The 25,661-nt window shown below is 46.4% G+C and carries 23 protein-coding genes and 5 tRNA genes; 14 read left to right on the top strand and 14 right to left on the bottom strand.

Annotated features, from left to right (window positions below; genetic code table 11):
* Positions 1–19 precede the first annotated feature (19 nt).
* The 7 genes from FTV29_RS08015 to FTV29_RS07985 all read left to right on the top strand — a co-directional run bounded on the left by FTV29_RS08015 (position 20) and on the right by FTV29_RS07985 (position 8,069).
* Positions 20–1,402, top strand: coding sequence for an AAA family ATPase (locus FTV29_RS08015; protein WP_180075302.1), 1,383 nt, complete (start codon positions 20–22; stop codon positions 1,400–1,402).
* Positions 1,403–1,848: 446 nt separating this feature from the next.
* On the top strand, positions 1,849–4,686 hold the full coding sequence (locus FTV29_RS08010) for a monovalent cation/H+ antiporter subunit A (RefSeq protein WP_074383643.1): 2,838 nt from the start codon (positions 1,849–1,851) through the stop codon (positions 4,684–4,686).
* 4 nt (positions 4,687–4,690) lie between these two features.
* Entirely contained in the window at positions 4,691–5,056 is a 366-nt protein-coding gene (locus FTV29_RS08005) for a Na+/H+ antiporter subunit C (protein WP_180075301.1), read from the top strand.
* Positions 5,056–6,864 carry a monovalent cation/H+ antiporter subunit D gene (locus tag FTV29_RS08000; protein WP_005094371.1) on the top strand — a complete coding sequence of 603 codons (1,809 nt, stop codon included), beginning with the start codon at positions 5,056–5,058 and terminating at the stop codon, positions 6,862–6,864. The genes FTV29_RS08005 and FTV29_RS08000 overlap by 1 nt, the downstream gene beginning before the upstream one ends.
* Positions 6,864–7,382, top strand: a complete 519-nt coding sequence (locus FTV29_RS07995; protein ID WP_005094373.1) for a Na+/H+ antiporter subunit E — start codon at positions 6,864–6,866, stop codon at positions 7,380–7,382. The genes FTV29_RS08000 and FTV29_RS07995 overlap by 1 nt, the downstream gene beginning before the upstream one ends.
* A complete protein-coding gene (locus FTV29_RS07990) occupies positions 7,379–7,654 on the top strand; it encodes a monovalent cation/H+ antiporter subunit F (RefSeq protein WP_005094376.1) in 276 nt (91 codons plus the stop codon). Before FTV29_RS07995 ends, FTV29_RS07990 begins: the two co-directional genes overlap by 4 nt.
* A gap of 10 nt (positions 7,655–7,664) precedes the next feature.
* The gene (locus tag FTV29_RS07985) at positions 7,665–8,069 is read left to right on the top strand and encodes a Na+/H+ antiporter subunit G (protein WP_100329411.1); all 405 of its coding nucleotides are present in this window, start codon (positions 7,665–7,667) and stop codon (positions 8,067–8,069) included.
* A 105-nt stretch (positions 8,070–8,174) separates the two neighbouring features.
* Here the strand turns inward: FTV29_RS07985 and FTV29_RS07980 are convergent, their stop codons facing one another.
* The 11 genes from FTV29_RS07980 to tpiA all read right to left on the bottom strand — a co-directional run bounded on the left by FTV29_RS07980 (position 8,175) and on the right by tpiA (position 15,546).
* Positions 8,175–8,579 (bottom strand): ribosome-binding factor A, encoded by a 405-nt coding sequence (locus FTV29_RS07980; protein WP_005094380.1) that lies wholly within the window; start codon positions 8,577–8,579, stop codon positions 8,175–8,177.
* Entirely contained in the window at positions 8,579–11,290 is a 2,712-nt protein-coding gene (gene infB / locus FTV29_RS07975; protein WP_005094383.1) for a translation initiation factor IF-2, read from the bottom strand. Before infB ends, FTV29_RS07980 begins: the two co-directional genes overlap by 1 nt.
* 10 nt (positions 11,291–11,300) lie before the next feature.
* Positions 11,301–12,785, bottom strand: a complete 1,485-nt coding sequence (gene nusA / locus FTV29_RS07970) for a transcription termination factor NusA (RefSeq protein ID WP_005094384.1) — start codon at positions 12,783–12,785, stop codon at positions 11,301–11,303.
* Between the two features lie 34 nt (positions 12,786–12,819).
* Positions 12,820–13,344: a ribosome maturation factor RimP gene (gene rimP / locus FTV29_RS07965; RefSeq protein ID WP_005094386.1), complete on the bottom strand. Its 525-nt coding sequence runs from the start codon at positions 13,342–13,344 to the stop codon at positions 12,820–12,822.
* A 223-nt stretch (positions 13,345–13,567) separates the two neighbouring features.
* Positions 13,568–13,644 (bottom strand) — tRNA-Met (locus tag FTV29_RS07960).
* A gap of 196 nt (positions 13,645–13,840) precedes the next feature.
* Positions 13,841–13,917 (bottom strand) — tRNA-Met (locus FTV29_RS07955).
* 68 nt (positions 13,918–13,985) lie between these two features.
* A tRNA-Met gene (locus FTV29_RS07950) sits at positions 13,986–14,062 on the bottom strand.
* Positions 14,063–14,142: 80 nt separating this feature from the next.
* Positions 14,143–14,219: transfer RNA gene (locus tag FTV29_RS07945), tRNA-Met, on the bottom strand.
* 54 nt (positions 14,220–14,273) lie between these two features.
* Positions 14,274–14,358, bottom strand: a tRNA-Leu gene (locus FTV29_RS07940).
* A gap of 53 nt (positions 14,359–14,411) precedes the next feature.
* On the bottom strand, positions 14,412–14,741 hold the full coding sequence (gene secG, locus FTV29_RS07935) for a preprotein translocase subunit SecG (RefSeq protein ID WP_005094388.1): 330 nt from the start codon (positions 14,739–14,741) through the stop codon (positions 14,412–14,414).
* A gap of 13 nt (positions 14,742–14,754) precedes the next feature.
* Positions 14,755–15,546, bottom strand: coding sequence for a triose-phosphate isomerase (gene tpiA / locus FTV29_RS07930; RefSeq protein WP_159516333.1), 792 nt, complete (start codon positions 15,544–15,546; stop codon positions 14,755–14,757).
* Between the two features lie 277 nt (positions 15,547–15,823).
* Here tpiA and pilB point away from each other — a divergent pair, with 277 nt between their 5' ends.
* Genes pilB through coaE form a run of 4 tightly spaced genes read left to right on the top strand, consistent with a single transcriptional unit; the run spans position 15,824 to position 20,282 of the window.
* A complete protein-coding gene (gene pilB / locus FTV29_RS07925) occupies positions 15,824–17,536 on the top strand; it encodes a type IV-A pilus assembly ATPase PilB (protein ID WP_074383648.1) in 1,713 nt (570 codons plus the stop codon).
* Positions 17,537–17,567: 31 nt separating this feature from the next.
* On the top strand, positions 17,568–18,800 hold the full coding sequence (locus FTV29_RS07920; RefSeq protein WP_180075300.1) for a type II secretion system F family protein: 1,233 nt from the start codon (positions 17,568–17,570) through the stop codon (positions 18,798–18,800).
* Between the two features lie 17 nt (positions 18,801–18,817).
* Positions 18,818–19,681: an A24 family peptidase gene (locus FTV29_RS07915; protein ID WP_005094397.1), complete on the top strand. Its 864-nt coding sequence runs from the start codon at positions 18,818–18,820 to the stop codon at positions 19,679–19,681.
* Position 19,682: 1 nt separating this feature from the next.
* On the top strand, positions 19,683–20,282 hold the full coding sequence (gene coaE, locus FTV29_RS07910) for a dephospho-CoA kinase (protein WP_180075299.1): 600 nt from the start codon (positions 19,683–19,685) through the stop codon (positions 20,280–20,282).
* A 21-nt stretch (positions 20,283–20,303) separates the two neighbouring features.
* Here the strand turns inward: coaE and FTV29_RS07905 are convergent, their stop codons facing one another.
* The 3 genes from FTV29_RS07905 to FTV29_RS07895 form a co-directional block, all read right to left on the bottom strand.
* A complete protein-coding gene (locus tag FTV29_RS07905) occupies positions 20,304–21,227 on the bottom strand; it encodes a DMT family transporter (RefSeq protein ID WP_005094400.1) in 924 nt (307 codons plus the stop codon).
* Positions 21,228–21,233: 6 nt separating this feature from the next.
* Entirely contained in the window at positions 21,234–21,983 is a 750-nt protein-coding gene (gene rlmB / locus FTV29_RS07900) for a 23S rRNA (guanosine(2251)-2'-O)-methyltransferase RlmB (RefSeq protein WP_005168959.1), read from the bottom strand.
* A gap of 136 nt (positions 21,984–22,119) precedes the next feature.
* On the bottom strand, positions 22,120–22,443 hold the full coding sequence (locus FTV29_RS07895; RefSeq protein ID WP_004281089.1) for a pyrimidine/purine nucleoside phosphorylase: 324 nt from the start codon (positions 22,441–22,443) through the stop codon (positions 22,120–22,122).
* 414 nt (positions 22,444–22,857) lie between these two features.
* Between FTV29_RS07895 and recN the strand changes: the two genes are divergently transcribed.
* The 3 genes from recN to ruvX all read left to right on the top strand — a co-directional run bounded on the left by recN (position 22,858) and on the right by ruvX (position 25,623).
* Entirely contained in the window at positions 22,858–24,519 is a 1,662-nt protein-coding gene (recN, locus tag FTV29_RS07890; RefSeq protein ID WP_180075298.1) for a DNA repair protein RecN, read from the top strand.
* A 113-nt stretch (positions 24,520–24,632) separates the two neighbouring features.
* Positions 24,633–25,187, top strand: coding sequence for a YqgE/AlgH family protein (locus FTV29_RS07885; RefSeq protein WP_159516335.1), 555 nt, complete (start codon positions 24,633–24,635; stop codon positions 25,185–25,187).
* Positions 25,180–25,623: a Holliday junction resolvase RuvX gene (ruvX, locus tag FTV29_RS07880; protein ID WP_005094407.1), complete on the top strand. Its 444-nt coding sequence runs from the start codon at positions 25,180–25,182 to the stop codon at positions 25,621–25,623. The genes FTV29_RS07885 and ruvX overlap by 8 nt, the downstream gene beginning before the upstream one ends.
* The last annotated feature ends 38 nt before the right edge of the window (positions 25,624–25,661 follow it).

Below are 25,661 nucleotides of genomic sequence, written 5' to 3'. Positions count from 1 at the left end.
ATCATGGTACAGGTGACCTATGCACATCGAAGCGCTTCAACTGAAACACACCCTGCATTTTCCAGAGATTCAGCTTCAGCTTGATTATTCACAATATCCGCTTACCTTAATTTTGGGCAATCAGGGTACTGGCAAAACCACTTTGTTACGCTGTGCTTATCAGGCGCTGACCTGGTTTGCAGCGCGTTATCGCGATAGCCGGGCTGCCGGTCTGGTGATGCCTGATCAGGACATCATGCAACACCGGCTGCAATCCAAAATTGATATCCGGGTTGGCTTTCCCGAAGAGGTTTCAGCGCTTACAGAATCCAGCCAGACTGAAGCTGCACAGCAACAGAGCTGTTCCTGGCAAGTCTATAAGACTTTAAATAGTCAGGGACTCGGCTTTAGCAAAGCAGAAACCGCGCAACTGGACAGCATGCTTGGGCTTTATCAGAAAGCCCGACTCAATGATCCTCTGCTCGGCTTGCCGCTAATTGCCTATTATCCTACCGACCGCTTTGTCAATGACGTCAATCTGATCAGCAAAAACAATCCGGCCATTTTCCATACAGCGTATGCTTACGACATTGGCGCGATTCCGTTTACGACCTTTGCCCGTTTCTTTGAATGGTTGCGTGAAGTCAGTGATATTGAAAATGCGCAAAGCGCCAAGATCATGGATCAGATTTTAGCGCGTGCCTTGCAGCAGCCTGAAGATATTCGGGGAGATGAACTGGCGCGGCAGATCGAGAAAGCCCAGGCACAGCTGCATACCCCACATTTAACGGCCTTAAAAAATGCCCTGTCGCAGGTATTGCCTGACATCAGCCAGATTGAGTTAAAATACCAGCCCAAGCTGCAACTGATGCTGACCTATCAGGACAAGCGTTTTACTTTTCAGCAGCTTCCCAATAGCGTCCGCATCTGGATTGCACTGGTGGGCGATATCGTACGGCGTCTTTGTCTGCTCAATCCGAACAGTTTATTTCCATGTCAGGAAGGTACAGGGGTGTTGTTGATTGATGCCATTGATCATCAGCTGGATCAGGATCTGGCAGCAGAGATTCTGCCACGTCTGCATCAGGCATTTCCTAACTTGCAAATTATTGCCACCGGCAACCGACCTGAGTTACTGGAACATGCACAGGCCTTTCAGTGCTTAAGACTCGAAAATAAACAGTTGCATCCAATTCATCTTGAAAGCATGAAAATCCAGTTTGATCAGATCTATGCCGAAATGGGTCTACATACTGATCCAGACGCAATTCCTGCCGAAGAAGCGCTAATAGAAACCGTCACCGAACCGACTACACCGCTTGCTGTATTACAGCGGATTCAGCAACAGTTGAATCCTGAACAGCAGCAGGAATTGTTACGTTTACTTGCTCAGGATCAGCCGACGCTACCGCAATCGCTCTAAGTAACGTTGAAAAACAGTAATGATCGTTTCGATGAATATCGAGATTTATCCAGACCATTTTAGTGCTGTCTTTTTGCAATTGTAAAACTGCATTTAGTCATATTTACAATCAATGCTTGCAATTTAATCTTAATTTTCGGTCACTTCTGGATGATCTGTTTAAGCATCCACCCCACGCCAAAAGCCTGCTCGCGTATAATTTATAAGTTCGACATAAAAACGTTGATGTTGTTGTTATCCTGTAATATGATCGGTTTTATTTGCGAATTTCATTGTAAAATCGGAATTTGCTATCGTTTATAAGTTGCGCAATACAACTGTTTTTATATTCTTTTTGAATATTCTTTTGGCTTTCAAGATTGAGAAGTTTGGGTTGCTCCTTGTAATCCTGTAGTCCTTGAAAGATGAAGATTCACCCTAGGTTGGTCACAACCTAAATCACGACAATGGATACGAGTGTGCTGCCGATTATTATATTGTTACCGTTAGTATTAGGCACAACCCTTGTCTCGTGGCTGAAGCAATTTTCGCGCGGGGTAACGGCTTTAGGGGCAATTGGTGTCAGCCTCAGCAGTTTCTTATTATTATTAAGTCAGGCGCCTGCCATCTTTGATGGTGCCGTGATCATTCAGACCTGGTCCTGGCTGCCCCAGCTCGGGATCGATTTCAGTTTCCGTCTGGATTCTCTGGCCCTGCTGTTTGCCTTGCTGATCAGTGGCATAGGCACCCTGATCTATATTTATGCCTATTATTATCTCAATCCTAAAAATTCGCTGAGCAAACTTTATTTCTTGCTGATGCTGTTTATGGCAGCCATGCTCGGAATTTCATTGTCGAATAACTTGCTGATCCTGCTGGTTTTCTGGGAACTTACCAGTATTTCATCATTTTTACTGGTGGGCTATTGGAGCAATTACGAAGCCGCACAGCGCGGCTCACGTATGGCCTTGACCATTACCGGCATGGGTGGCTTGGCCATGCTTGGTGGCTTCATCCTGCTGGGTCAAATTACCGGCACTTATCAGATTGATCAAATCCTGACGATGACTGAACAGATCCAGTCACATGCGCTATTTGTTCCCACTTTGTTGCTGATTTTACTCGGTGCCTTTACCAAGAGTGCGCAGTTCCCCTTCCATTTCTGGTTACCCAATGCCATGGCAGCACCGACACCGGTCTCTGCCTATTTACACTCGGCCACCATGGTCAAAGCCGGCCTGTTTCTGGTCGCACGTTTACTCCCGATTTTTGCGGGCGCGGCACTGTTTCATAATATTGTGACCTTTGTCGGTCTGTTTACCCTGTGCATGGCCGCCTTTTTTGCCATTTTTAAGGAAGATCTGAAAGGCCTGTTGGCCTATTCAACCATCAGTCATTTGGGTCTGATCATGTGTCTGCTCGGGATTGGTTCTCCACTGGCAGTCGCAGCGGCAATTTTCCATATTATTAACCATGCCACCTTTAAAGCGGCCCTGTTTATGATTGCCGGTATTATCGATCATGAATCTGGCACCCGTGATTTACGTAAGCTTTCCGGTCTGTGGCAACTGCTGCCCTTTACTGCAACGCTGACCATGATCACTGCGGCCTCTATGGCCGGTGTTCCATTGACCAATGGTTTCCTCTCCAAAGAGATGTTCTTTACTGAGCTGGTGGCCAATTTAAGCGGGCCAGTGCTGGTCGGTTCAGCCATTGTGGCAACATTGGCCGGAATTTTTGCAGTCACTTATTCGATTCGTCTGGTGCATGGGGTATTTTTCGACGGTCCACTGGGCAAGCAAGTCCCGAATAAAAATGCGCATGAGCCACCATTTGGCATGCGTGCACCCGCCACTTTACTGGCATTTTTATGTATTTTAGTGGGCCTATTGCCAGCACTTTTGGTCGAAAAAATCGTGAATAGTACCACGCAGGCAACGACTCAAAATTTTGCTTTTGAAGGTACGCATCTGGCCCTCTGGCATGGGTTTAATCTGCCATTATTAATGAGTGTGATTGCTTTGGCCGGTGGTGCGGTGTTTTACTTTTCTCTGGCCAAAGGTGGTGCCTTACGTGAAATTGATCTGGATCCAAAACTGGGCCGCTTACAGGGTCGGATCCTGTTTGACCTGTTCCTGAAAAATCTGCTGTTAAATTCACGTCGTTTCCGCCGTGCCACTGAAACTGGCAAATTACAAAGCTATTTATTGTGGATTGTGATCTTTACCATCGGCCTGGTTGGTTTCCCATTGTTATCCAATGGTATCGGTAGCGGTACGCGTGAGCTGACCCATGCCCCTGCCCTGGCCATTGTCTTGTGGATGTTGCTGTTCTCTGCCTGCTGGATGCTGCTATGGTTCCATCATGAACGGATTAAAGCGGTACTGATCAGTGGTGCAGTGGGTCTGGTGGTAACCATGGTCTTTATTGGCTTCTCGGCACCTGACCTGGCATTGACCCAAATTACGGTCGATGTAGTAACCACCGTCTTGTTATTAATGAGTTTATCTCTGCTACCGCAGCTAACCCCTTATGAATCCAGTCCAACCCGGCGCTGGCGCGATGCGATCATTGCGCTGGGCGGCGGTCTCGGTATTGCCACCATCGCCTGGCTGATCATGACCCGCGATCATAATTCTATTTCATGGTTCTTCCTGCAGCAGTCAATTCCACTCGGCGGCGGAACCAATGTGGTCAATGTGATTCTGGTCGACTTCCGTGGTTTCGATACCTTCGGCGAAATTACTGTACTCGGGATTGCCGCGATTGGTGTGCTTAGCCTGATGGATGGCATGCGTGCGCATGGCACCACCATGACTCAAGGTTTGACCTATCGATTTAATCCCTCCCCCTTGATGTTACGTATCACGGCATCATGGATTTTACCTGTAGCTCTGGTAGTCAGCCTGTATATCTTTATGCGTGGCCATAACCTGCCGGGCGGTGGATTCATTGCAGGATTAGTCACCTCACTGGCCTTAATTATTCAATATATTGCAGTGGGACAGGATAAAACTGAACAGTTGCTGGGTGCCAAATCTGGTCGTTTGTATGAAATCTGGATTGGCGTGGGTTTAACCATTGCCGGTTTGACCGGGGTTGCAGCCTGGTTCTGGTCACGCCCATTCCTGACCAGTGCGCATATTTATGTCTCGCCACCCGTGATTGGAGAAATGCATCTGGCTTCGGCGGCGCTGTTTGATGTCGGTGTCTATGTCACTGTAGTCGGTGCGACCATGCTGATGATTTCTGTGCTGGGCGATTCACGTCACTCCAGTATGACTGGCCCAGTACCAAGAGGATAATAGAATGATAAGTTTAGAATTTTTATTAGCCTCCGCCATTGGTCTACTCGCCGCCACCGGAATCTATCTGATTCTACGTGCGCGTACTTTTCCGGTGGTGCTGGGCTTGGCCATGATTGGTTATGCGGTCAACCTGTTTTTATTTGCCATGGGGCGGATCCAGATGAATTCGCCTGCCGTATTGACCGAGGCCTCCAGAGTCACCGATCCCCTTCCGCAGGCACTGGTGCTGACCGCCATCGTGATTGGCTTTGCCACCACTGCCTTTATTGTTCAGCTGGCACTGCGTAGCCGTTATGAATCAGGAACAGACCACGTTGATTCAAAAGAAGAAACACCTCAGATTGACCCACGTGAGGATGAGCCTTAATGACTGATCTTCTTCACTTCTGGTCTCAACATACGCCAATTTTCAGTATTCTTTTACCGGCCATTACCGCTTTTAGTCTGGTACTTTTAGGCAATCCGGGTTCTGGCTCCCTGACCACAGACTGGCGTCAGCCTTGGCGTCGTGGTATCAGCCATATCTCGGGTATCTTGGGTCTGATCATTGCGGTCAGTTATTTAATTGACAGCAGTCAGGGTCAAGTCAGTGTATATACACTGGGCGAATGGGCCGCACCTTTTGGGATCGTGCTGGTGCTGGACCAACTCTCTGCCATGATGCTGGTGTTGACCTATGCCCTGGCAGTACCGGTGGTCTGGTATGCCAGTAAAGAATGGGATACCCGTGGCCGTTATTTCCATACCATGGTGCATTTCCTGCTGATGGGCCTGACCGGCGCCTTCCTGACTGGTGACTTATTCAACCTGTTCGTATTCTTTGAAATCTTGCTGATGGCGTCCTATGTGCTGCTATTGCATGGACAGGGCAAGGCGCGTTTCCAGCTGGGAATTCATTACGTCACCATTAACCTGCTGGCTTCTGCGCTGTTCCTGATTGGACTCGGCATGATTTATGGCAGTGTCGGCAGTCTGAACATGGCCGATGTGGCGCGCTTAATGCCTACCTTGGCAGCAGATCAGCATAAACTGGCCGTTGCCGGTGGACTCATGCTATTCGTGGTCTTCGGGATTAAGGCGGCAATGCTGCCGGTGGGCTTCTGGTTACCCAAAACCTATGCCGTAGCCACCACCCCTGTTGCCGCACTCTTTACCATCATGACCAAAGTCGGGATCTATGCGATTTTGCGAATCAATGGAACTGTTTTTGATGATGAATACAGCCATCAGATTCTGATGAACTGTCTACTGGTGATCGGTCTGATTACTTCAGTCTATGGTGTCATTTGTGCGATTGGTACAGAACGCCTGCGCCGTTTTGTCGGCTTTATGGTGCTGTCTTCAGTCGGCACGATTCTGGTGGCGATTGGCATGAATACGACTGCAGCCTGGGCCGGCGCCCTGTACTATATGGTACACAGTACCCTGATTGCTGCAGCATTTTATATCCTGTCTGGCTGGATTACCTCACAGCGCGGTGAGTTCAAAGATCATTTTAAAATCGCACCGCTGATGAAACAGAACAAGCTGGTTTCGATTATCTATTTCATCATTGCCTTGATGATGGCCGGTCTGCCACCGTTCAGCGGCTTCTTTGGCAAAGTCTTTATTTTGCAGGCTTCTGCCAATTCAGAGCATCAGATGATCATTATCCTGACCATTCTGCTGGTGAGTTTCCTCAGTATTCTGGCTTTTACTCGAGTCGGCTTTATGCTGTTCTGGCGCTCGACCAAACCTGAAGATGATTTGAATTCTGACGATTTCCACAAATATGAAGCTTTACCCAGTAAGGCACCTGCACGTAATGATCACACGATCTATTTGCTACTTGCCGGCTTAACAGCTTATGTTGTATTTGCTGGACCGATCTATCAATATAACTATCAGACGGCAGAACAGATTAAAAACAATCCGGTCTATGAAGCTGCCCTGTTAAAACGTGATGCAGAAGGTCAATTTATTAGTGTGCAACCCTTTGATCCAAGTTATTTGCCAGAAACCAAATATGGTGGCGAGGTGGTGGATCCAAATGCACATCTGATTCCTTATATGATTTCAGAAGCCACTTTGGAAGGTGAAAATATTTCTGAATTCAAACAACGTCAGATTGACCAGCAGCATATTGAACAAACCCAACATGATGATAATCAACTTAAACCGGCGGAGGGACCTTAATGGCTGAATCATTCCTGCAACGTTGGTTCCCGCACCCGTTGGTTTCTGTAATCGTGGGACTCAGCTGGACTTTACTGTCACATAGCACAGAAGCCGGAACCTTGCTGGTGGCCCTGCTTCTGGCGATTGTCATTCCCAAAATGGTCGCGCCGTTTATTGACTATACCCCGAATATCCAGTGGCGGCCTGCGCTGCGTCTGTTCTTTGTCGTGGTCTGGGACATTGTGGTGGCCAATCTTAAAGTTGCAAAACTGGTCTTGGGGCCGACCAAAAACCTACATCCCAAATGGTTCCGTGTGCCTCTGGAAACCGAGCATGAAGAAGTCAACACCTTACTGGCCATGATTATTACCACTACACCGGGCACAGTCACTGCCGGTATTGATCAGGATCGTGGTGATATTCTGGTGCATGCTTTAAGCACGGATGATGAAGCAGCTGAAATCGAGCTGATCAAACAACGTTATGAACAGCCCTTGCTTAAAATTTTCAGCGCACAGACAGGAGAAAAAATATGACGATTCTGCCTTATGCATTAATGATTTGCCTGGGTGCAGTCACTGTCTCGATGTTACTCTGCCTGATCCGACTCATTACCGGCCCTTCTATCGTTGACCGCCTCCTGGCACTCGACACCCTGTTCCTGAATGCCACCTGTCTGATTGTCATTTTGGGAATTTACTGGAGCAGCACTTTTCTGTTTGAAGAGGCTTTACTGGTGGCGATGCTCGGCTTTGTCTCTACAGCAGCCTTGGCGCGTTATTTCACCACTGGCCATGTCATCGACTAGGAGTTTTTAAATGCCGTTAATTTTAGAAATACTAGTTTCGATTTTTTTATTGATTGGTGCTTTCTTCATGCTGGTCGGAGGGATTGGGATGGTACGCCTGCCCGATCTGTTTATGCGGCTGCATGCACCGACCAAATCCAGTACCTTGGGCTTGGGCAGTTTTCTGATTGCCGCGATTATTTTTTCTGCCATGTACGGCCGTTTCGGTTTTGCTGAAGTGCTGATTACCCTGTTTGCTTTTATCACTGCACCCGTATCGGCCAATCTGATGGCGCAGGCAGCATTGCATTTACGTTTACGCTCGCTAAGTGGTGAGGCTCCAGAAACACTGGAGCGTCCCCTGCCTTGGCAACGTTCACGTCGCCGTGCTTTTTATGAGAAAAAAATGAATCATAAAAATGATGATCTCACTTGATTTGGACTATTTTTAGATAGGTCGATTCACTTCTAATGTTTAAAGTTTCAATAAAGCCAGCTATAAAAAAGCCACCCGAAGGTGGCTTTTTTATTGTCCTAAGACTTATTCATCATCTTTTTTTGCTTCAGCTTCAGGTAAATCCTTCACAGCTTCAGCAATCAGACCAAACATATAGTTACCATAGGCATTGGTCTTGTCGTAATGGAAACGTAGACGAGGTGTAATACGGGTTTTGATACGACGGCTCAGTTCGTGACGCAGGAAACCAGAGGCTTTGTTTAACACCTCTAAAGTTTCTTTATTCGCCGCTTCACTTTGTTCATCGCCCAGCTCACGTCCCATAACAGTGACATAAACTTCCGCATATCCCAAGTCCGGGCTCACCTTCACGGCAGAGATGGTCACCAGACCACCTAAGCGTGGATCTTTCAGCTCCTGACGGATCAGTTCTGACAACTCGCGTTGTACTGTATCCGCCATACGCTTCAGACGTTGACTACCCGCCATTAAAGACTCCGTTTAATCAGTTGAACATCGTACACTTCGATCTTATCCAGTGCTTTGATGTCTTTATAACCTTTCACCGCAAGACCACATTCCATACCGGCACGAACTTCTTCAACCACTTCTTTATAGCGACGAAGAGATTCAAGCTCGCCCTGGAATACCACCACGTCATCACGGAGTACGCGAATCGGTTTGTTACGATGCAATACGCCTTCAAGAACCATACAGCCCGCAGCCGCACCGAATTTACTTGAGTGGAATACTTCACGTACTTGTGCAACACCCAGAATCGTTTCACGATGTTCAGGTGCCAGCTTACCGCTCATTGCTGCTTTCACATCATCAATCAATTGATAGATAATTGAGTAGTAACGAATGTCGATGCTGTCTGCATCGGCTTTTTGACGCGCAGTGTTGTCCGCACGAACGTTAAAGCCAAGTAGAACTGCTTCTGAAGATTCAGCCAGTGTTACGTCAGACTCGGTGATTGCACCAACGCCCGAACCAATAATACGTACTTTCACTTCATCCGTTGCAAGTTCAGCAAGTGCAACATGCAAGGCTTCCAGTGTACCGCGTACGTCAGTTTTCAGCACCACGTTCACGATAGGCACATCTTTCTTGCCCATAGACGCCATGATGTTTTCAAGACGCATTGCAGATTGACGCTCAAGACGTTTTTGACGTTCACGATCCATACGTGCATCGGCAACTTCACGTGCTTTTTTCTCATCGCTGACAACAAGAACTTCGTCACCTGCCATTGGCGCTTCTGGAAGACCCAAGATTTCCACTGGAATCGAAGGACCTGCAGATTTGATACGCTGACCATTTTCATCGGTCATTGCACGAACGCGACCATAAGATGAACCGGCAAGAACCAGGTCACCCACTTTCAAGGTACCGTTTTGAACCAGAATAGACGTGACCGCACCACGGCTGTTGTCTACACGTGCTTCAATCACCACACCTTGTGCAGCACCTTCTTCCGATGCTTTCAATTCAAGCAATTCAGCCTGGATCGAAATCAGGTCTAGAAGTTCATCGATACCTTGACCAGAATGCGCCGAAACCATGGCAACCGGTACATCACCGCCCCATTGTTCAGGTACGATCTGTTTGGTGGTCAATTCGTTCAATACGCGATCTGGATCAGCAGATTCTTTATCCATCTTGTTGATTGCAACAATGATTGGTGTACCTGCAGCACGTGCATGGTCGATTGCTTCTGCAGTTTGTGGCATAACACCATCATCTGCTGCAACAACCAGTACCACGATATCCGTTGCTTTGGCACCACGTGAACGCATTGCAGTAAACGCTGCGTGTCCCGGAGTATCAAGGAAGGTAATAATACCTTTGTCGGTTGTAACGTGGTAAGCACCGATATGCTGGGTAATACCGCCTGCTTCGCCTTGCGCCACTTTGGCACGGCGGATACGGTCAAGAAGCGATGTTTTACCATGGTCAACATGGCCCATGATGGTAACCACTGGTGCGCGCGTTGTTTGTGCACCACGTGCTTCTTCAGCTGCTTCAAGCAAGTTATCTTCAGCTTGCGTATCAGAAACCAATACCGGGTTATGACCCATTTCTTCTACGATTAACGCTGCAATTTCCTGATCAATGGCTTGGTTCTGAGTAACCAGCTCACCCATTTTCATGAGAGATTTAATAACTTCACGAACCTTGATCGCCATTTTCGCAGCCAGGTCAGCCACAACAATGGTTTCACCAATTTCAACATCGTAAACCTGTTTCTTCACAGGTTTTTCGAAGCCGTGCTTATTGCCCTGGCTGGTTTTCAAACCGCGTTTAGGCTGTTTGCTGAAGCTCTGTTCTTCCTGACCACGACGTCCACCTTTTTTCGGTGCACGTGCAGCTGGGGTATTGGTACCACGTTTGATCTCGCGGTCTTCTTTGGCAAATGAGTCTTCATATGCCTGACCTACCAGACCGGCAGCAAGCGGAGAATCATCTACGACACGAATCGTTGCTGTTGTATCTTCAGCGGTGTACTTAGACGCCATCTGACGCATTTGTTCAAGCGTACGTTGCTGCGCTTCTTCAGCCGCTTTACGACGTGCTGCTTCTTCAGTCGCTTTTAATTGCGCTGCCTGAGCTTCACGTGCTTTTTTCTGTTCAGCCGTTTCAGTTTGTTTAACAACCTGTTTTACAATCGGCTTGTTGGTCGATTTGCGTTTTACCACGACTGCCGCTTTAGAAACTTCTTGCTTGTCGCTGGTTTGTTTTGCAGCAGCACGCATCGCTTCTAGAGCTTTACTCGCGTTATTTACGCCAGTTTTCGGAGCTTCAGCAGAAGAAGCAGCTTGTGCTGTATTCTGCTCAGGCGCAGCTTTGGCCTGTTGTTCAGCCTTGGCTTTCGCCAATGCTTCTGCTTTGATCTGTTCTGGATCAGGCTTAACAAATGTATGCTTCTTGCGAACTTCTACATTAATCGTTTTCGCCTTACCTGAAGTACTCGCAACTTTTGCAGTACTGGTTGTTTTACGTTTCAACGTGATTTGCCCTGCTTGGCTTTCTGAACCTTGTGATTTCTTCACATGGCTCATCAAGCTATCTTGTTGTTCGGTGGTAATAATATCGTCAGCTTTACGCTGTGGTAAACCTGCCTCACGAACCTGCTCTAGGAGCTTCTCAACTGGACGACCCACGCTGAGGGCTAACTCTTTAATCGACTTGTCCGTCATATACTACCTCCTAGTTAAACCATGATTCGCGCGCTTTCATAATGAGTTGACCGGCTTTCTCAGCACCCAAACCTTCAATATCTTCGATATCGTCGGTCGCCTGATCTGCCAAATCGTCAACTGTTACCACACCACGAGCTGCTAGAGCTTGCGCGATCTCTGCTGTCATGCCTTCCATTGCAACAAGTTCTTCACTTGGCGCTTGTATATTCTCTTGCTGTTGTAATGCATCAGCAAGTGCAATTTCTTTCGCACGGCTTTGCAATAATTCAACCAGTTCAGCATCAAGTTCGATTTCATCAAACGTTTCTGCAGGGACATAAGCAATTTCTTCAAGCGAGGTGAAGCCCATTTCTACCAGTGCCATCGCCAAATCTTCCGCGATATCCAGACGTGTTACAAACATGTCCAGATACTGTTGCGCTTCGTTTTGTTGACGGGCGTAGTATTCCTCTTCCAGCATCATGTCCAGCTTGTAGCCAGTCAATTCTGATGCCAGACGAACGTTCTGACCTTGTGAACCAATCGCACGAGCCAATTGATCACTCGTTGCAAAGATGATGTCTGCAGTACGGGCATCTTCATCGATGACAATACTCGATACATCTGCTGGTTCCAGTGCGCTGGCGATGTACTGGGCAGGGTCGTCAGACCATACCACGACATCGATACGCTCACCGTTCAATTCTTGTTGAACAGCCTGGATACGTGTACCACGCATACCAATACATGCACCAACCGGATCAATACGGTGATCATTTGTTTTTACTGCAATTTTAGCACGCACGCCTGGTTGACGAGCTGCTGCTTTAATTTCAATAATTTCTTCAGAAATCTCAGGGATCTCTTTCTTCATCAATGCGATCAGCATATCCGGCTTGGCACGTGACAACTGGAGTTGCGCACCACGACCTTCACGGTTCACATTGAACAGAATCGCATTCATACGTTGCTTCGGACGAAGAATTTCTTTCGGAATCATTTCTTCACGTGCAAGGTATGCTTCAGCATTATCACCCAAGTCAATGATAAAACCATCTTTGGTTTGTTTCTTCACTTCACCATAGATCAGCTCGCCGACTTTAGATTCGTAAGCATCGGCCACAAGTGCGCGTTCTGCTTCACGGATCTTCTGTACAATCACTTGCTTGGCAATTTGTGCTGCAATACGACCGAAATCAATCGATTCTACTTCGAGTTCACGAATATCACCAATTGACCATTGTGCAGGATCAAGATCAGAAATCGCATCCTGACACGCTGGCATTTCATGATCTTCGTCAGCGACTACTTCCCACTGACGAAAAGTACGGTAGTCACCTGTTTTGCGATCAATTTCCACACGTAAACGTGCTTCTTCAGAGCGAGTTCCTTCGTAGAATTTTTTCTTGGTCGCCGCAACTAAAGCTTGCTCAAGCGCTTCGAAAATTGCTTCACGAGGTACACCCTTTTCGTTACTAACCGTTTCAACGACGGTCAGAATTTCACGTGCCATACGTCACCTATTCGTTAAATTTTTATTTATTCAATTAATCTTGGAAGACCAAATTTGCTTTATCGATATTGTGACTGTCGATCTCCAATACCTGTTGCTTTTCTACTTCAACTTGAATCATTTCATTGTCTAGGTCGACTGCAACCAGTTTGGCCTGGAATTTACGACGGTTATCTACTGCACTAATCAGACGTAATGCTACGCTATGACCAATATAGCCTGACATCTGTTCGAGCTGGAAGAATGGACGATCCCAGCCTGGAGAAGACACTTCAAGTGAATATTCACCCGAGATCGGATCATGAACATCCAGCATGGCGCCGACTTGCTGCGTTACACGCACACAATCCTGAACACCAATACCACGCCCCTGTTCCTCTTCACCGTCTTCATTAACGGCCGGTTCAGCGCTTGCATCGACCGGTTTGTCGATGTAGATACGTAATAACGAACGTTTACCCTGTGGCAGGAACTCAATCCCCCAAAGGTTTACATTACAGGCTTCAACTGCCGGTGCAATCAAGTCCTGAAGTGCTTGAGTTTTATTTGATAGCTTCATTTACTCTCGTCATCTGGTGCGATTTTATGATCTATTTGACCACTACAAACCAATACAAACTATAGTAGTAGTGAAACATGGAGACGTGACCAAATAATGTCGACACTACACGATAGCCAATAAAAAAGGGCGTAAATCGCCCCAATTAAGCACAATAGCGATTTTTTTTCAAATCCCACTGTGCAAAAAGGCCCACCTTGTTGTGAGCCTCTTTTTAGAAACTTGGTAGCGGGAGCTGGATTTGAACCAACGACCTTCGGGTTATGAGCCCGACGAGCTACCAGACTGCTCCATCCCGCATCAACGTGCAAAAATTATATACAAAAGATGAGAGCTTTTCAATCAAAACTGCATCATTCTGCATATTTGTCATTTGTGACTGAAAAAATGGTAGTGGGTGCTGGATGTAAACCAACAACCTTCGCCAGTTTATAGAGAGTTGAGCCCGACAAGCAATCAACTAAATCCATAAATAACGTTTACCAAACCATTTAAATGGTAGCGGGAGCTGGATTTGAACCAACGACCTTCGGGTTATGAGCCCGACGAGCTACCAGACTGCTCCATCCCGCATCAGCGTACAAATAACATTCAGCCTAAAAAAACTTAAACTGCTTTTAAAGTTTGCATCTTTAAAAGATTGGTAGCGGGAGCTGGATTTGAACCAACGACCTTCGGGTTATGAGCCCGACGAGCTACCAGACTGCTCCATCCCGCAACAACATGCAAATTATATTTCTCAGCTTAATAACTTATTAAACTGCCTCTTAAAAGTTTGCGTCTTTAAAAAGGATTGATTGGTAGCGGGAGCTGGATTTGAACCAACGACCTTCGGGTTATGAGCCCGACGAGCTACCAGACTGCTCCATCCCGCATCAACAGAAGTTTTTTCAGCTGCATACACCAACTTAAATTTCTGGATTATAAGTTGGTGCGGAAGGGGGGACTTGAACCCCCACGCCCGAAAGCACTACCACCTCAAGGTAGCGTGTCTACCAATTCCACCACCACCGCAGCTGTGACGCATTCTAGTCGCATCACTGGAAAAAAGAAAGGACTAATTAAAACTATTCGGTCGTTTCTGGTGCAGTTGGTGAAGTTTCATTCGATTGCACAGGCATGGTCGGCGCAGATTGAACCGTTCCCAAACTATAGGCATTTGTGCTGTCTTTCTTGGCCAAAACAGCCAGAGTCAAACTGGTCACAAAAAATAGCGCCGTTAAAATGGCAGTCAAACGGGTCATAAAATTGCCGGAACCCGATGCCCCGAATACTGTCGCCGCACCACCGCCACCGAAAGAGGCACCAGCATCTGCACCTTTACCATGCTGAACCAAAATCAAGACAATCATCAAAACAGCTAAGATAATATGTACTACCAGCACAAAAGTTTGCATGCTGAACTCCTAATTATTGTGTATTTGCAAATGCGTGAGCAATTTTATGGAACGACTCAGCATTGAGTGATGCACCACCGACCAGTGCTCCATTGATATCCGGGCAGGCTGCTAACTCTACTGCATTTTCCGGCTTGACACTACCACCATATAAAATCGCCATGGTTGCACCATAGCCGGTGATCTGGCTCAAACCTTGACGGATTTGTGCATGCATGGCTTGTGCATCTTCAGGAGAGGCGGTTTTACCGGTACCAATTGCCCAGATCGGCTCATAAGCAATCACGATATTTTTCCATTGCTCAGCGTCCACTACCGCTGCAATATCACAAATCTGTTGCAATACGACCGCTTCAGCCTGCCCTGCTTCACGTTGTTCCAGGCTTTCACCCACGCAGTAAATCACCGTTAAACCGGCAGTTAATGCATACTTGATTTTGGCATTCAGAACTTCTGCGTTTTCTGCGAAAACTTCACGACGCTCGGAATGACCAATCAGTACATAATGAATCTGGCTGTCTTGCAATAATTCAGCGCTCACTTCACCGGTATAAGCACCCGTTCCTGAAATACGTGAAACATCTTGTGCTACAGTGTAAACAGGACGAGTCGCAGATGACAGTTCCGCCTGAATCTGGGTCAGGGCAAGAGCAATCGGGGCTACACCGACATGACATTTATCTGCGGCGATTGGTGCAGTTTCCAGTAAATTTTTAATACCGTGTACCAGTGTTAATGCATCTGCCTGCAGCGGATTCATTTTCCAGTTACCTATTACCCAAGGGGTAATCGTCGAAACTGACATAATTAACCTATTTTATTTACATATTTCGAATTGGGCACATTCTACACGGAATTGGAAAATTTAAAGAATAGTTTTCTTATCACTTATTCTAGGTTTAGACTATTCAAAATGGTTGTTTTTTGTTATCACTTAAAAAAATGGGAACTTCTTCTAACCAGTTCAAAGTTTTACTGGATATGAGGAAGGTAGCAGCACTCTTAGCTATGGTATTTTTACGTAACAAACGTATAATTTTAATATAGCAATTAAAAAAATTTGATTTATAGGCATTTATAGCATGACAGCATTACAGGGGTCGCCAAGATTTACCGGATTTATTCGTCGTTTGGTCGAGGAAGGCGTCATCTCGGCTGAAGATATGCGCAGTGCTTTGGCACATGCCAAGCAAGAAAAAATAGATATTGTGGCGGAGCTGATTAACCAGCAACAGCTCTCCCCAACCGTTATTGCTGAAACGATTTCAGTCGAATTTGGTGAGCCGCTGTTTGATATCAGTGCCTATGATCCTGCGCAAATTTTGCGGGATATCATTGATGAGAAGCTGATTACCAAGCATCGCATCCTGCCAATTTTTAAAAATTCCAGTATTTTATATATTGCCATCAGTAATCCGACCAATATTGAAGCGATTGATGCCGTTCGCTTTTCAACCAAGCTCAATATTGAAACCATTATTGTTGAACACAATAAACTGGAAAAACTAATCGAGCAGAATTTTACCGAAGAAAGCACTTTTGAGTTTGATGAAGACTTTGATCTGGCTGTAGATTTCGATTCATCTGATCCGAGTAAAGAAGAAGATGAAAAAGACAAAGGTGAAGAAGAAGCACCGATTGTCAAATATATCAATAAATTATTAATTGATGCGATTCGTATGGGTGCTTCAGATCTGCATTTTGAACCTTATGAAAAAATCTACCGGGTTCGTTATCGGGTCGATGGGGTATTACGCCAAATTGCAACACCGCCGCTGCAATTGGCAACCCGCCTGTCTTCACGCTTAAAAGTCATGTCGCAAATGGACATTTCTGAAAAACGTGTTCCGCAAGATGGCCGTATCAAGCTGAAACTCTCAAAGAACAAAGCCATTGATTTCCGTGTCAACTCACTACCGACCCTGTTTGGCGAAAAACTGGTACTGCGTATTTTAGATCCATCTAGCGCGATGCTGGGGATCGATGCACTAGGGTATGAGCCGGAACAAAAAGAACTTTTTATGCAGGCGCTGGATAAACCGCAAGGGATGCTGCTGATTACCGGGCCGACGGGTTCTGGTAAAACGGTTTCACTTTATACCGGTTTGAATATCCTGAATCGTGAAGATACCAATATTTCCACCGCGGAAGATCCGGTCGAGATCAACCTGCAAGGGATTAACCAGGTCAACGTCAACAATAAAGTCGGCCTGACCTTCTCTGCTGCCTTGAAGTCATTCTTACGTCAAGATCCAGATATCGTGATGGTCGGTGAGATCCGGGATCTGGAAACTGCCGAGATTGCCATTAAAGCGGCACAGACCGGTCATATGGTGATGTCGACGCTGCATACCAACAGTGCGCCTGAGACCCTGACCCGTTTGCGCAATATGGGCGTGCCGTCTTTTAATATTGCCACTTCAGTGAATCTGGTCATTGCACAACGACTGGCACGTCGCCTGTGTTCACAATGTAAAAAACCTGCTGACATTCCACAGCAGAGTTTATTGGAAATGGGCTTTACCGAAGCAGATCTCCAGCAACCAGAGTTCCAGATCTATGAGCCGGTGGGTTGCAATGAGTGTCGCGAAGGCTATAAGGGTCGTGTAGGTGTTTATGAAGTCATGAAAGTGACGCCTGAAATTTCTAGAATTATTATGGAAGATGGCAATGCACTTGAAATTGCCGATGCTTCTGCCCGTGCAGGTTTTAACAATTTACGCCGATCAGGTTTAATCAAGGTGATGCAGGGGGTGACTTCTTTACAGGAAGTCAATCGTGTCACCAGCGAATGATCGTGCGCTGATCTAAAATAAGGATAAAGGTATGGCAGCAGTAAAGAAAGGCCAGATGATGCCGATCTTCAGCTATGAAGGAATTGATCGTAAAGGGGCAAAGATCAAGGGGGAATTGCCGGCGCGCAATATGGCACTGGCCAAAGTGACGCTCAGAAAACAGGGCATCAGTATCAAGACCATTCGGGAAAAGAAAAAAAATATTCTCGAAGGCTTAATGAAAAAACGTATCAGCACACTGGACATCACGATTTTTACCCGACAGCTCGCGACCATGATGAAAGCCGGCGTACCTTTAGTACAAGGCTTTGAAATTGTTGCAGAGGGTCTGGAGAATCCAGCCATGCGTGAAGTCGTTCTGGGGATTAAAGGTGAGGTGGAAGGTGGTAATACCTTTGCCGGTGCACTGCGTAAATACCCACAATACTTCGATAAACTATTTTGTTCACTGGTCGAATCGGGTGAACAATCCGGTGCGCTAGAAACCATGCTGGATCGGGTCGCGATCTACAAGGAAAAAAGTGAACTGCTCAAGCAAAAAATTAAAAAAGCCATGAAATATCCTATATCAGTCATTGTGGTTGCAATTGTAGTTACCATCATTTTGATGGTTAAGGTTGTTCCTGTATTTCAAGAACTATTTCAAGGTTTCGGCGCTGATCTTCCTGCATTCACACAAATGGTTGTAAACATGTCAAACTGGTTCCAAAAATACTGGTTCTTATTGATTATTGGGATTGGAATAGCGATTACAGCATTTTTAGAAGCAAAAAAACGCAGTAAAAAATTCCGCGATTTTCTGGATAAAGCAGCACTTAAAGCACCGATTTTCGGTGATCTGGTGTATAAAGCCATTATTGCCCGTTATAGCCGTACATTGGCCACCACTTTTGCAGCCGGTGTACCCTTGATTGATGCACTGGAATCTACTGCCGGCGCAACCAATAACGTGGTGTATGAAGATGCCGTCATGAAAATCCGCGAAGATGTTGCCACTGGTCAGCAATTACAGTTTGCCATGCGGGTAACCAACAAGTTTCCATCTATGGCCGTGCAAATGGTCGCGATTGGTGAGGAATCCGGTGCGCTGGATGCCATGTTGGATAAAGTCGCTACCCATTATGAAAATGAAGTCGACAATGCCGTAGACGGTCTCACTTCCATGATGGAGCCCTTGATCATGGCTGTTCTCGGTGTACTCGTCGGTGGTCTGGTGATTGCCATGTACCTTCCAATCTTCCAAATGGGCTCAGTCGTTGGCTAATCAGCAGGTTAAATATCTTGTTCAGTAATATTATTTCTTATTTCATTCAAAACCCAACAGCGCTGTATATCGCAGTTGGGCTTTTTAGCCTCTGCATTGGTAGTTTCTTAAATGTGGTGATTTATCGTACGCCCAAGATGATGGAACAGGAATGGCGTACCGATTGCCAGATGTTCCTGCATCCGGAACAGCCAATTATTGATGAGACCAAATTAAGTTTAAGCAAACCCGATTCGACTTGCCCCAAATGTCATCAACCAATCCGCTGGTACCAGAATATTCCCGTCATCAGCTGGCTGGTCTTGCGCGGCAAGTGCGGCAACTGCCAGAATCCCATCAGTATCCGCTATCCACTGATTGAGCTTCTGACCGCTGCCTGTGCGCTGATGGTGGTGGCTGTTTTTGGTCCGACTGTCCAGATGTTATTTGGGCTGATTCTGACCTATGTCTTAATTGCACTGACCTTTATTGATTTTGATACCCAGTTATTGCCGGACCGTTATACCCTACCCCTGGCCGCGCTGGGTCTGGGCGTCAATAGTTATGCCCTCTATACCTCACCGAGTTCTGCCATCTGGGGCTATATTATTGGCTTCCTGTGTCTGTGGGTGGTGTATTATGTCTTTAAAATCGTCACTGGCAAGGAAGGTATGGGCTATGGCGATTTTAAATTGCTTGCCGCCTTGGGTGCCTGGATGGGGCCTTTGCTATTACCATTAATTGTGCTCCTTTCTTCTTTAGTGGGCGCGATTATCGGGATTATCCTGCTGAAAGTCCGTAAGGAAAATCAGCCTTTTGCCTTTGGTCCCTATATCGCGATTGCCGGCTGGATTGCTTTTCTGTGGGGCGAGCAGATTATGAAAGTGTATTTAGGTCAATAAAGTGAAATTTATACTCGGATTAACCGGCGGGATTGGCAGTGGCAAGTCTGCGGCCAGCCAATGGTTTGAAGCACAAGGCATTGTCGTTGTGGATGCCGATGTGGTGGCGCGTGAAGTGGTCGAGATTGGCCAGCCTGCACTTGCCCAGATTCAGCAGGTTTTTGGGGATTGGGTACTGCTTGAAGATGGTTCACTGAATCGTCGTACCTTGCGCGAATATATTTTCCAGTCTCCTGAAGCACGTAAAACCCTGGAAAATATTACTCATCCAGCAATTCGCACTTCGATTATTCAGCAGTTAGATGCTGCGCAAAGTTCCTATGCCATTCTGGTTTCACCGCTCCTGTTTGAGACCAATCAACATGAGCTCACTCAGCATCGCTTACTGATTGATGCCACAATCGAATTGCAAATTGAACGTGCCTCACAACGTGATGGTCAAAATATTGAGCAAATCCGAAACATTATTGCCGCACAAATGTCACGTGAACAGAAACAGGCCATGGCTGATGATATTGTGCTGAATGATGGTCATCTGGATCATCTTTATGCCCATCTCCGCCCATTGCATGAAAAATATTTAAACATGGCAGCTGCCTGAGGTATAAAAAAAGCAGTCCGATTAAGACTGCTTTTTCTGTGCTGCAAGTTGTGCTTCTAAACTATCTTTACGGCCAATCCAGCGCCAAGGCTGTAAGGCCCCAATTGCCATCCCCACCAAGCCACAGATCATCGCCAGGCTCAGCGCTTCATTTAATAAAGGCACCGCCAGAATCGCAGCAATAAATGGTGCAAGATTGGTAATGCTACCGGCTTTAAATGCACCGAGACGCTTGATTGCTTCGACATAGCTTAAAGTGGCAATAATTACCACAAAAACCCCATGAAAGATGGTTTGAAACAATAAGTGCTGGGGTTCTGGCACACTCAAATTTTTGGGTAAAAACAGCAGATAAACAGGTACGTAAACCACTGCTGACCAGATCGCGACGCCGCTCATTGCCTGCCATGCAGTTAACTGATATTTCCGCAATAACACGGTAAAAATTGCCCAGAGTATTGCACTGATAAAAAATAGCCCATCCCCTGCCCCGAATGCCACTCCGGTTTCCTGATACATCAACAGACTCATGATACAGAGCACCGCAATCATAATAATCAGGCTGGCCCAGGTATGCTTATCAAAAGCCTGCCCCATCAGGAAAAAAGCCATGATGGCAGTACAAATCGGAATACAGCCATTCAAGAAAATCGCGGCATGGGCGGTAGGCGCATAATGAAAGGCGCTATAGGCAAACAGACAGTAAATTACTCCGCCAATCATGGCCAGAATAAAGGGTTCTTTTTTCAGTAAAAAAGCCGCCTCCTTGCGATAGAGCAAGATCGGCATCAGAATCAGAAAAGCCAGAGAAAACCGCAGAGCCACGATATCCCAGGCACTGATGTTCCAAAGCGCATTCAGACGGGCGGTTAAAGTAAAACCGCCCCAGATACACATAGTCGTCAGTAGAAAGACATAGCCCTGTGTACGATCTGACAATGCCATCATCAATTACAGGTTACGCTGGCGGCAAGCTTCATACAGTGCCATACCTGTTGCAACACTGACATTCAGGCTTTGCAGATTACCCGCCATCGGGATATACACCGTCTGATCGCATTGGCTTTGTGTAATTGGACGTAGACCGGTATCTTCCGCACCCATCACCACACAGACACCAGTACCGGTGAAATCAAACTCCTGAATCGGCAGCGCTTTTTCATCCAGCATGGTACCGACGACTCGCACATTAAAGTCTTCTTTGATTTGCCCCAAGGTACGCGCCAGATTAGTCACCTGAATAAATTTGACTTTGTCAGCACCACCGGCAGCCACTTTACGTGCAGTCGGAGTCAAGCTTGCAGAACGATCACGTGGTGCAATTACCGCCTCAACACCCATCGCAGCGGCGGTACGCACACATGCTCCGAGGTTGTGTGGATCGGTAATATGATCAAGGGCCAATAACAAGGCTTGCGGATTTGCGCTCAATAATGTCTCAAGATCTTTTTCATTCAAGACCGGATGGGCACGAACGGCTGCTACAACACCCTGATGAAAGGGTTGACCGGCCAATTTTTCCAGTTTGTCACGGCTGGCTTGCTGCACACTGATGCCAAACGGCTCAGCCAGTTCCAGTACACGTTTTAAACGCTGATCATCGCGTCCTTTGAGAGTGAATAATGTCAAGACACGTTCAGGCTCAAGCTCTAACAATGACTCCACTGAATGTACGCCATAAAAATATTCAGGTTTTGCCATGAACGACCTCTAAATTAAATTTATATATAAAAGAAAAATCCCGTAAAGCTGACTTCACAGGATTTCTATAGAATGATTAGTTTAACCGATTCGCATTGAAATTTCTTGCCCGGTTTGCACTGATCTTGCGCTGTACTTAACCTTCAAAATGGCAGACATAGTCCAGCACATCATCGGTTTCGATTTTAAAACGGCTATTACCCGGCACATAGAAGGACTGGCCTGCACGGAACAGCTCACTTTCTTCGCTATCTCCGATCTGAACACGACATTCACCTGAAACAATTTCCATGCGCTCAGGCACATGCGTTTCAAAGGTTAAGGCATTTTCTGATGGTAAAATGACCCCCAAAGTCTTTTTGGTGCCATCTTCAAATTGAACAATATGGCTGATACATAAACCGCCGAAATATACATTTGATTTTTTAAGTACAGATACATGATCAAACTGAGCTGACATGCGATTTCTCCAGATAAAGCATTTTGTAATATTTTGATTGCTGTAGTTTAAATGTGCACTCTCAACTAATCAATCGAAGTTTGTCGGCAGCGGTGAAATATTGCTTCTCGCCTGAATGCCTGTTGCGAAAGGGGTATTCTGGCCGCTTGTTTACTGGCTTGATGGTATATTCAGCCCGCCAGATTTGGTTTCTAGCTTAAACTTTGACAATGTCAAAACTATGAAAACAAGCAGTGAATTTGCCGGCTTTTGAGTCAGCTTCTTTCGAAAATACAGTGAAATAAGCATATATGAATCGCTAAAATTTAAGATAGAATGAAATTGATTCATCCTGATTTATAATCACAGCCGTGTTGTGACCCCAATCCAACATCAGGCTATTTCACTCAAACTTTTCGCAGCCCGGATGCGTTTATGCTGACACATTTAACTCTGATCAATTTTGCTTTAGCTGAGCACCTTGCTATTGATATTGATAAAGGTTTTAACGTTTTAACCGGTGAAACCGGTGCAGGTAAATCCCTCTTGTTAGATGCCTTGTCTGCCTGTCTGGGTGAGCGAACCGATACCAATTATGTGCGTTATGGTTCCGAAAAAGCCGATGTGACTGCAAGCTTTAGCTATCAGGAACATAGTCCTGAAGCCGCGTGGTTAAAAGAACATGAGCTGGATGATGAATCAGGTGAAATCCATTTACGCCGGGTAATTTTTGCCACCGGTCGCAGCAAAGCCTGGATCAATGGACGACCGAGCAGCCTGTCCGAACTAAAAGAAATTGGGCGTTTATTGGTACAACTCTATAGCCAGCACAGTCAGCAACAACTACTCGAACCGCCTTATCCGAAGCATTGGCTGGATCGTTATTATCACTTTTATGCGCCGGCGCAAGCGGTACGGGATGCTTACAGTACCTGGCAGAAAAATATCCGCCAGCATCAGACAGCACTGGATGCACAAGCCACCCGTAAACAGCGTATCGAAACCCTTGAGCTGCAACTGGAAGAACTGGAAGACATCGTTCAGACTGATTATCAGGAGATTGAGCAGGAATTTGACCGGCTTTCCCATCATGAAGCGATCATGCAGGATTGTGTCTATAGCCTGAATGTACTCGATGAGGCTGAACAGAACATGACCCAGGAACTGGCATCAATTATGCGTCGGGTCGAATCGCATGCCGGTCGTAGTGAGCAGCTTTCCGGAATTTATAATTCCTTATTAAATGCACAAAGCGAACTTGAAGATGCTGCGGCGAATTTACGTCAGTTTATGGATCGTCAGAGTTTTGACCCGGAACGCATGGAAGAACTGAATTCAACTTTAGAGGTTTTCCATCGTCTGGCACGTAAATATCGTACTCAACCGGAATTGCTCAAGGCAGAATATGAAACCTGGCAAACCGAATTAGAACAGCTGCATCAACTGGAAGACCCGGAAACACTGGCTGAACAGGTTGCAGTCTCTTATCAGGATTTTCTGGAGAAAGCCCAACATCTGGATCAGATTCGCCGTGAAGCCGCAGCACCTCTGGCCAAGCAGCTCACAGAACAGGTTAAACAACTGGCACTACCAGAAGCCCATTTCGAATTTAAGTTTGAAGCTTTGGAACAGCCATCGAGTGAAGGCCTCAGCTTTATTCAACTCCTATTTACTGCCAATAAAGGCATTCCGGCACAACCCCTGGCTCGCGTGGCATCAGGTGGTGAGCTGTCGCGTATTGCACTGGTGATGCAGGTCATGAATGCAGAAAAAACCGAAGCCGAAGTACTGGTCTTTGACGAAATTGATGTCGGGATCAGTGGCGGTACAGCAGAGATTGTCGGGCGTTTATTGGCAGGTTTGGCCCAGCATGTACAGATTCTGTGTATTACCCATCAGGCACAAGTGGCCGCACAATCCGATCAGCATTTACTCGTGAAAAAGCAGCAAACCGACCCGGCCAGCAGCACCATTCTGAGTTTGCAAGAAGATGCACGTATTGATGAACTCGCGCGCATGACCGGTGGTGTTGAAATCAGTGAAACGACTTTACAACATGCCCGTCAGTTACGTCAGTTGAAATTTCAGCAGGTTTAAATATCACAATCCAGACAAATAAAAGTTGGTAAATCCATAAAGCTCGAGTAACGTAGCGGTTAGGATCATACGATTTCTTTGCGAAGAAATTGATTTTAAGGAGAACTGCTCAGGTGACCAAACAGTTTCTGACACATCGTTGTCTGATTGCGCCGCCACATGCGGATGATGATTTTTTTGCCCAGACGGTGATCTATCTGGCTCGCCATGATGAAGATGGTGCACAAGGCATCATCATCAATCGCCCTGCCGGTATTCAAATTAAAGAATTGCTGAATGATCTTGATATTGAAGCAGACAATGTCAATCCACATGAAGTCTTGCAAGGTGGCCCTTTACGCCCTGAGGCCGGCTTTGTGCTGCATACCGGTCAGCCGACCTGGCATTCCTCTATTGCGGTGGGTGAAAATGTCTGTATCACCACCTCCAAAGATATTCTGGATGCAATTGCGCATAATGAAGGTGTGGGTCGCTATCAAATCGCACTCGGCTATGCCAGTTGGGGCAAACACCAGCTAGAAGAGGAAATTGCCCGCGGTGACTGGCTGATTTGTGATTCTGATATGGATCTGATTTTTAACTTACCTTATAACGACCGTTGGGATGCTGCCTATAAAAAGATGGGCGTCGACCGCAACTGGTTATCTTCCGAGATTGGACATGCCTGATGTAAACACGCCACAAACCATTATGGCGTTTGATTTTGGTACACAAAAAATGGGAATGTCTGTTGGACAATCCCTGATTGCAAGTGCCAGTCCCCTACCTTTATTTCCCATGAAAGACGGCATTCCGAACTGGGATGAACTGCTCAAAATAGTAAAAAGCCATCAACCGAATCTATTTCTGGTCGGTTTGCCACTGAATATGGATGATAGTGAATCGGAGCTTTCGACACGGGCACGTAAATTTGCGCGCCGTTTACGGCACCAGACCAATATTGCAACCTTGATGGTGGATGAGCGTCTGACCACCCGTGAAGCACGCGATGAGCTGGATCATTATCAGGCGCAAGGTCGCGGCAAGAAACTTTCTGCTGATAGTATCGCCGCAGCCTTATTGATTGAAAGTTGGTATCGCCATCCTGCCGGAATCACCCCTTAAACTGCTGATGAAATTTTAAAATCAGCATCCTTTGGGAT

The organism is Acinetobacter sp. YH12254, from assembly GCF_013417415.1.
In the GTDB taxonomy this organism is placed as follows: Bacteria; Pseudomonadota; Gammaproteobacteria; order Pseudomonadales; family Moraxellaceae; genus Acinetobacter; species Acinetobacter pseudolwoffii.
This window is presented reverse-complemented; position numbering and strand designations above follow the sequence as displayed.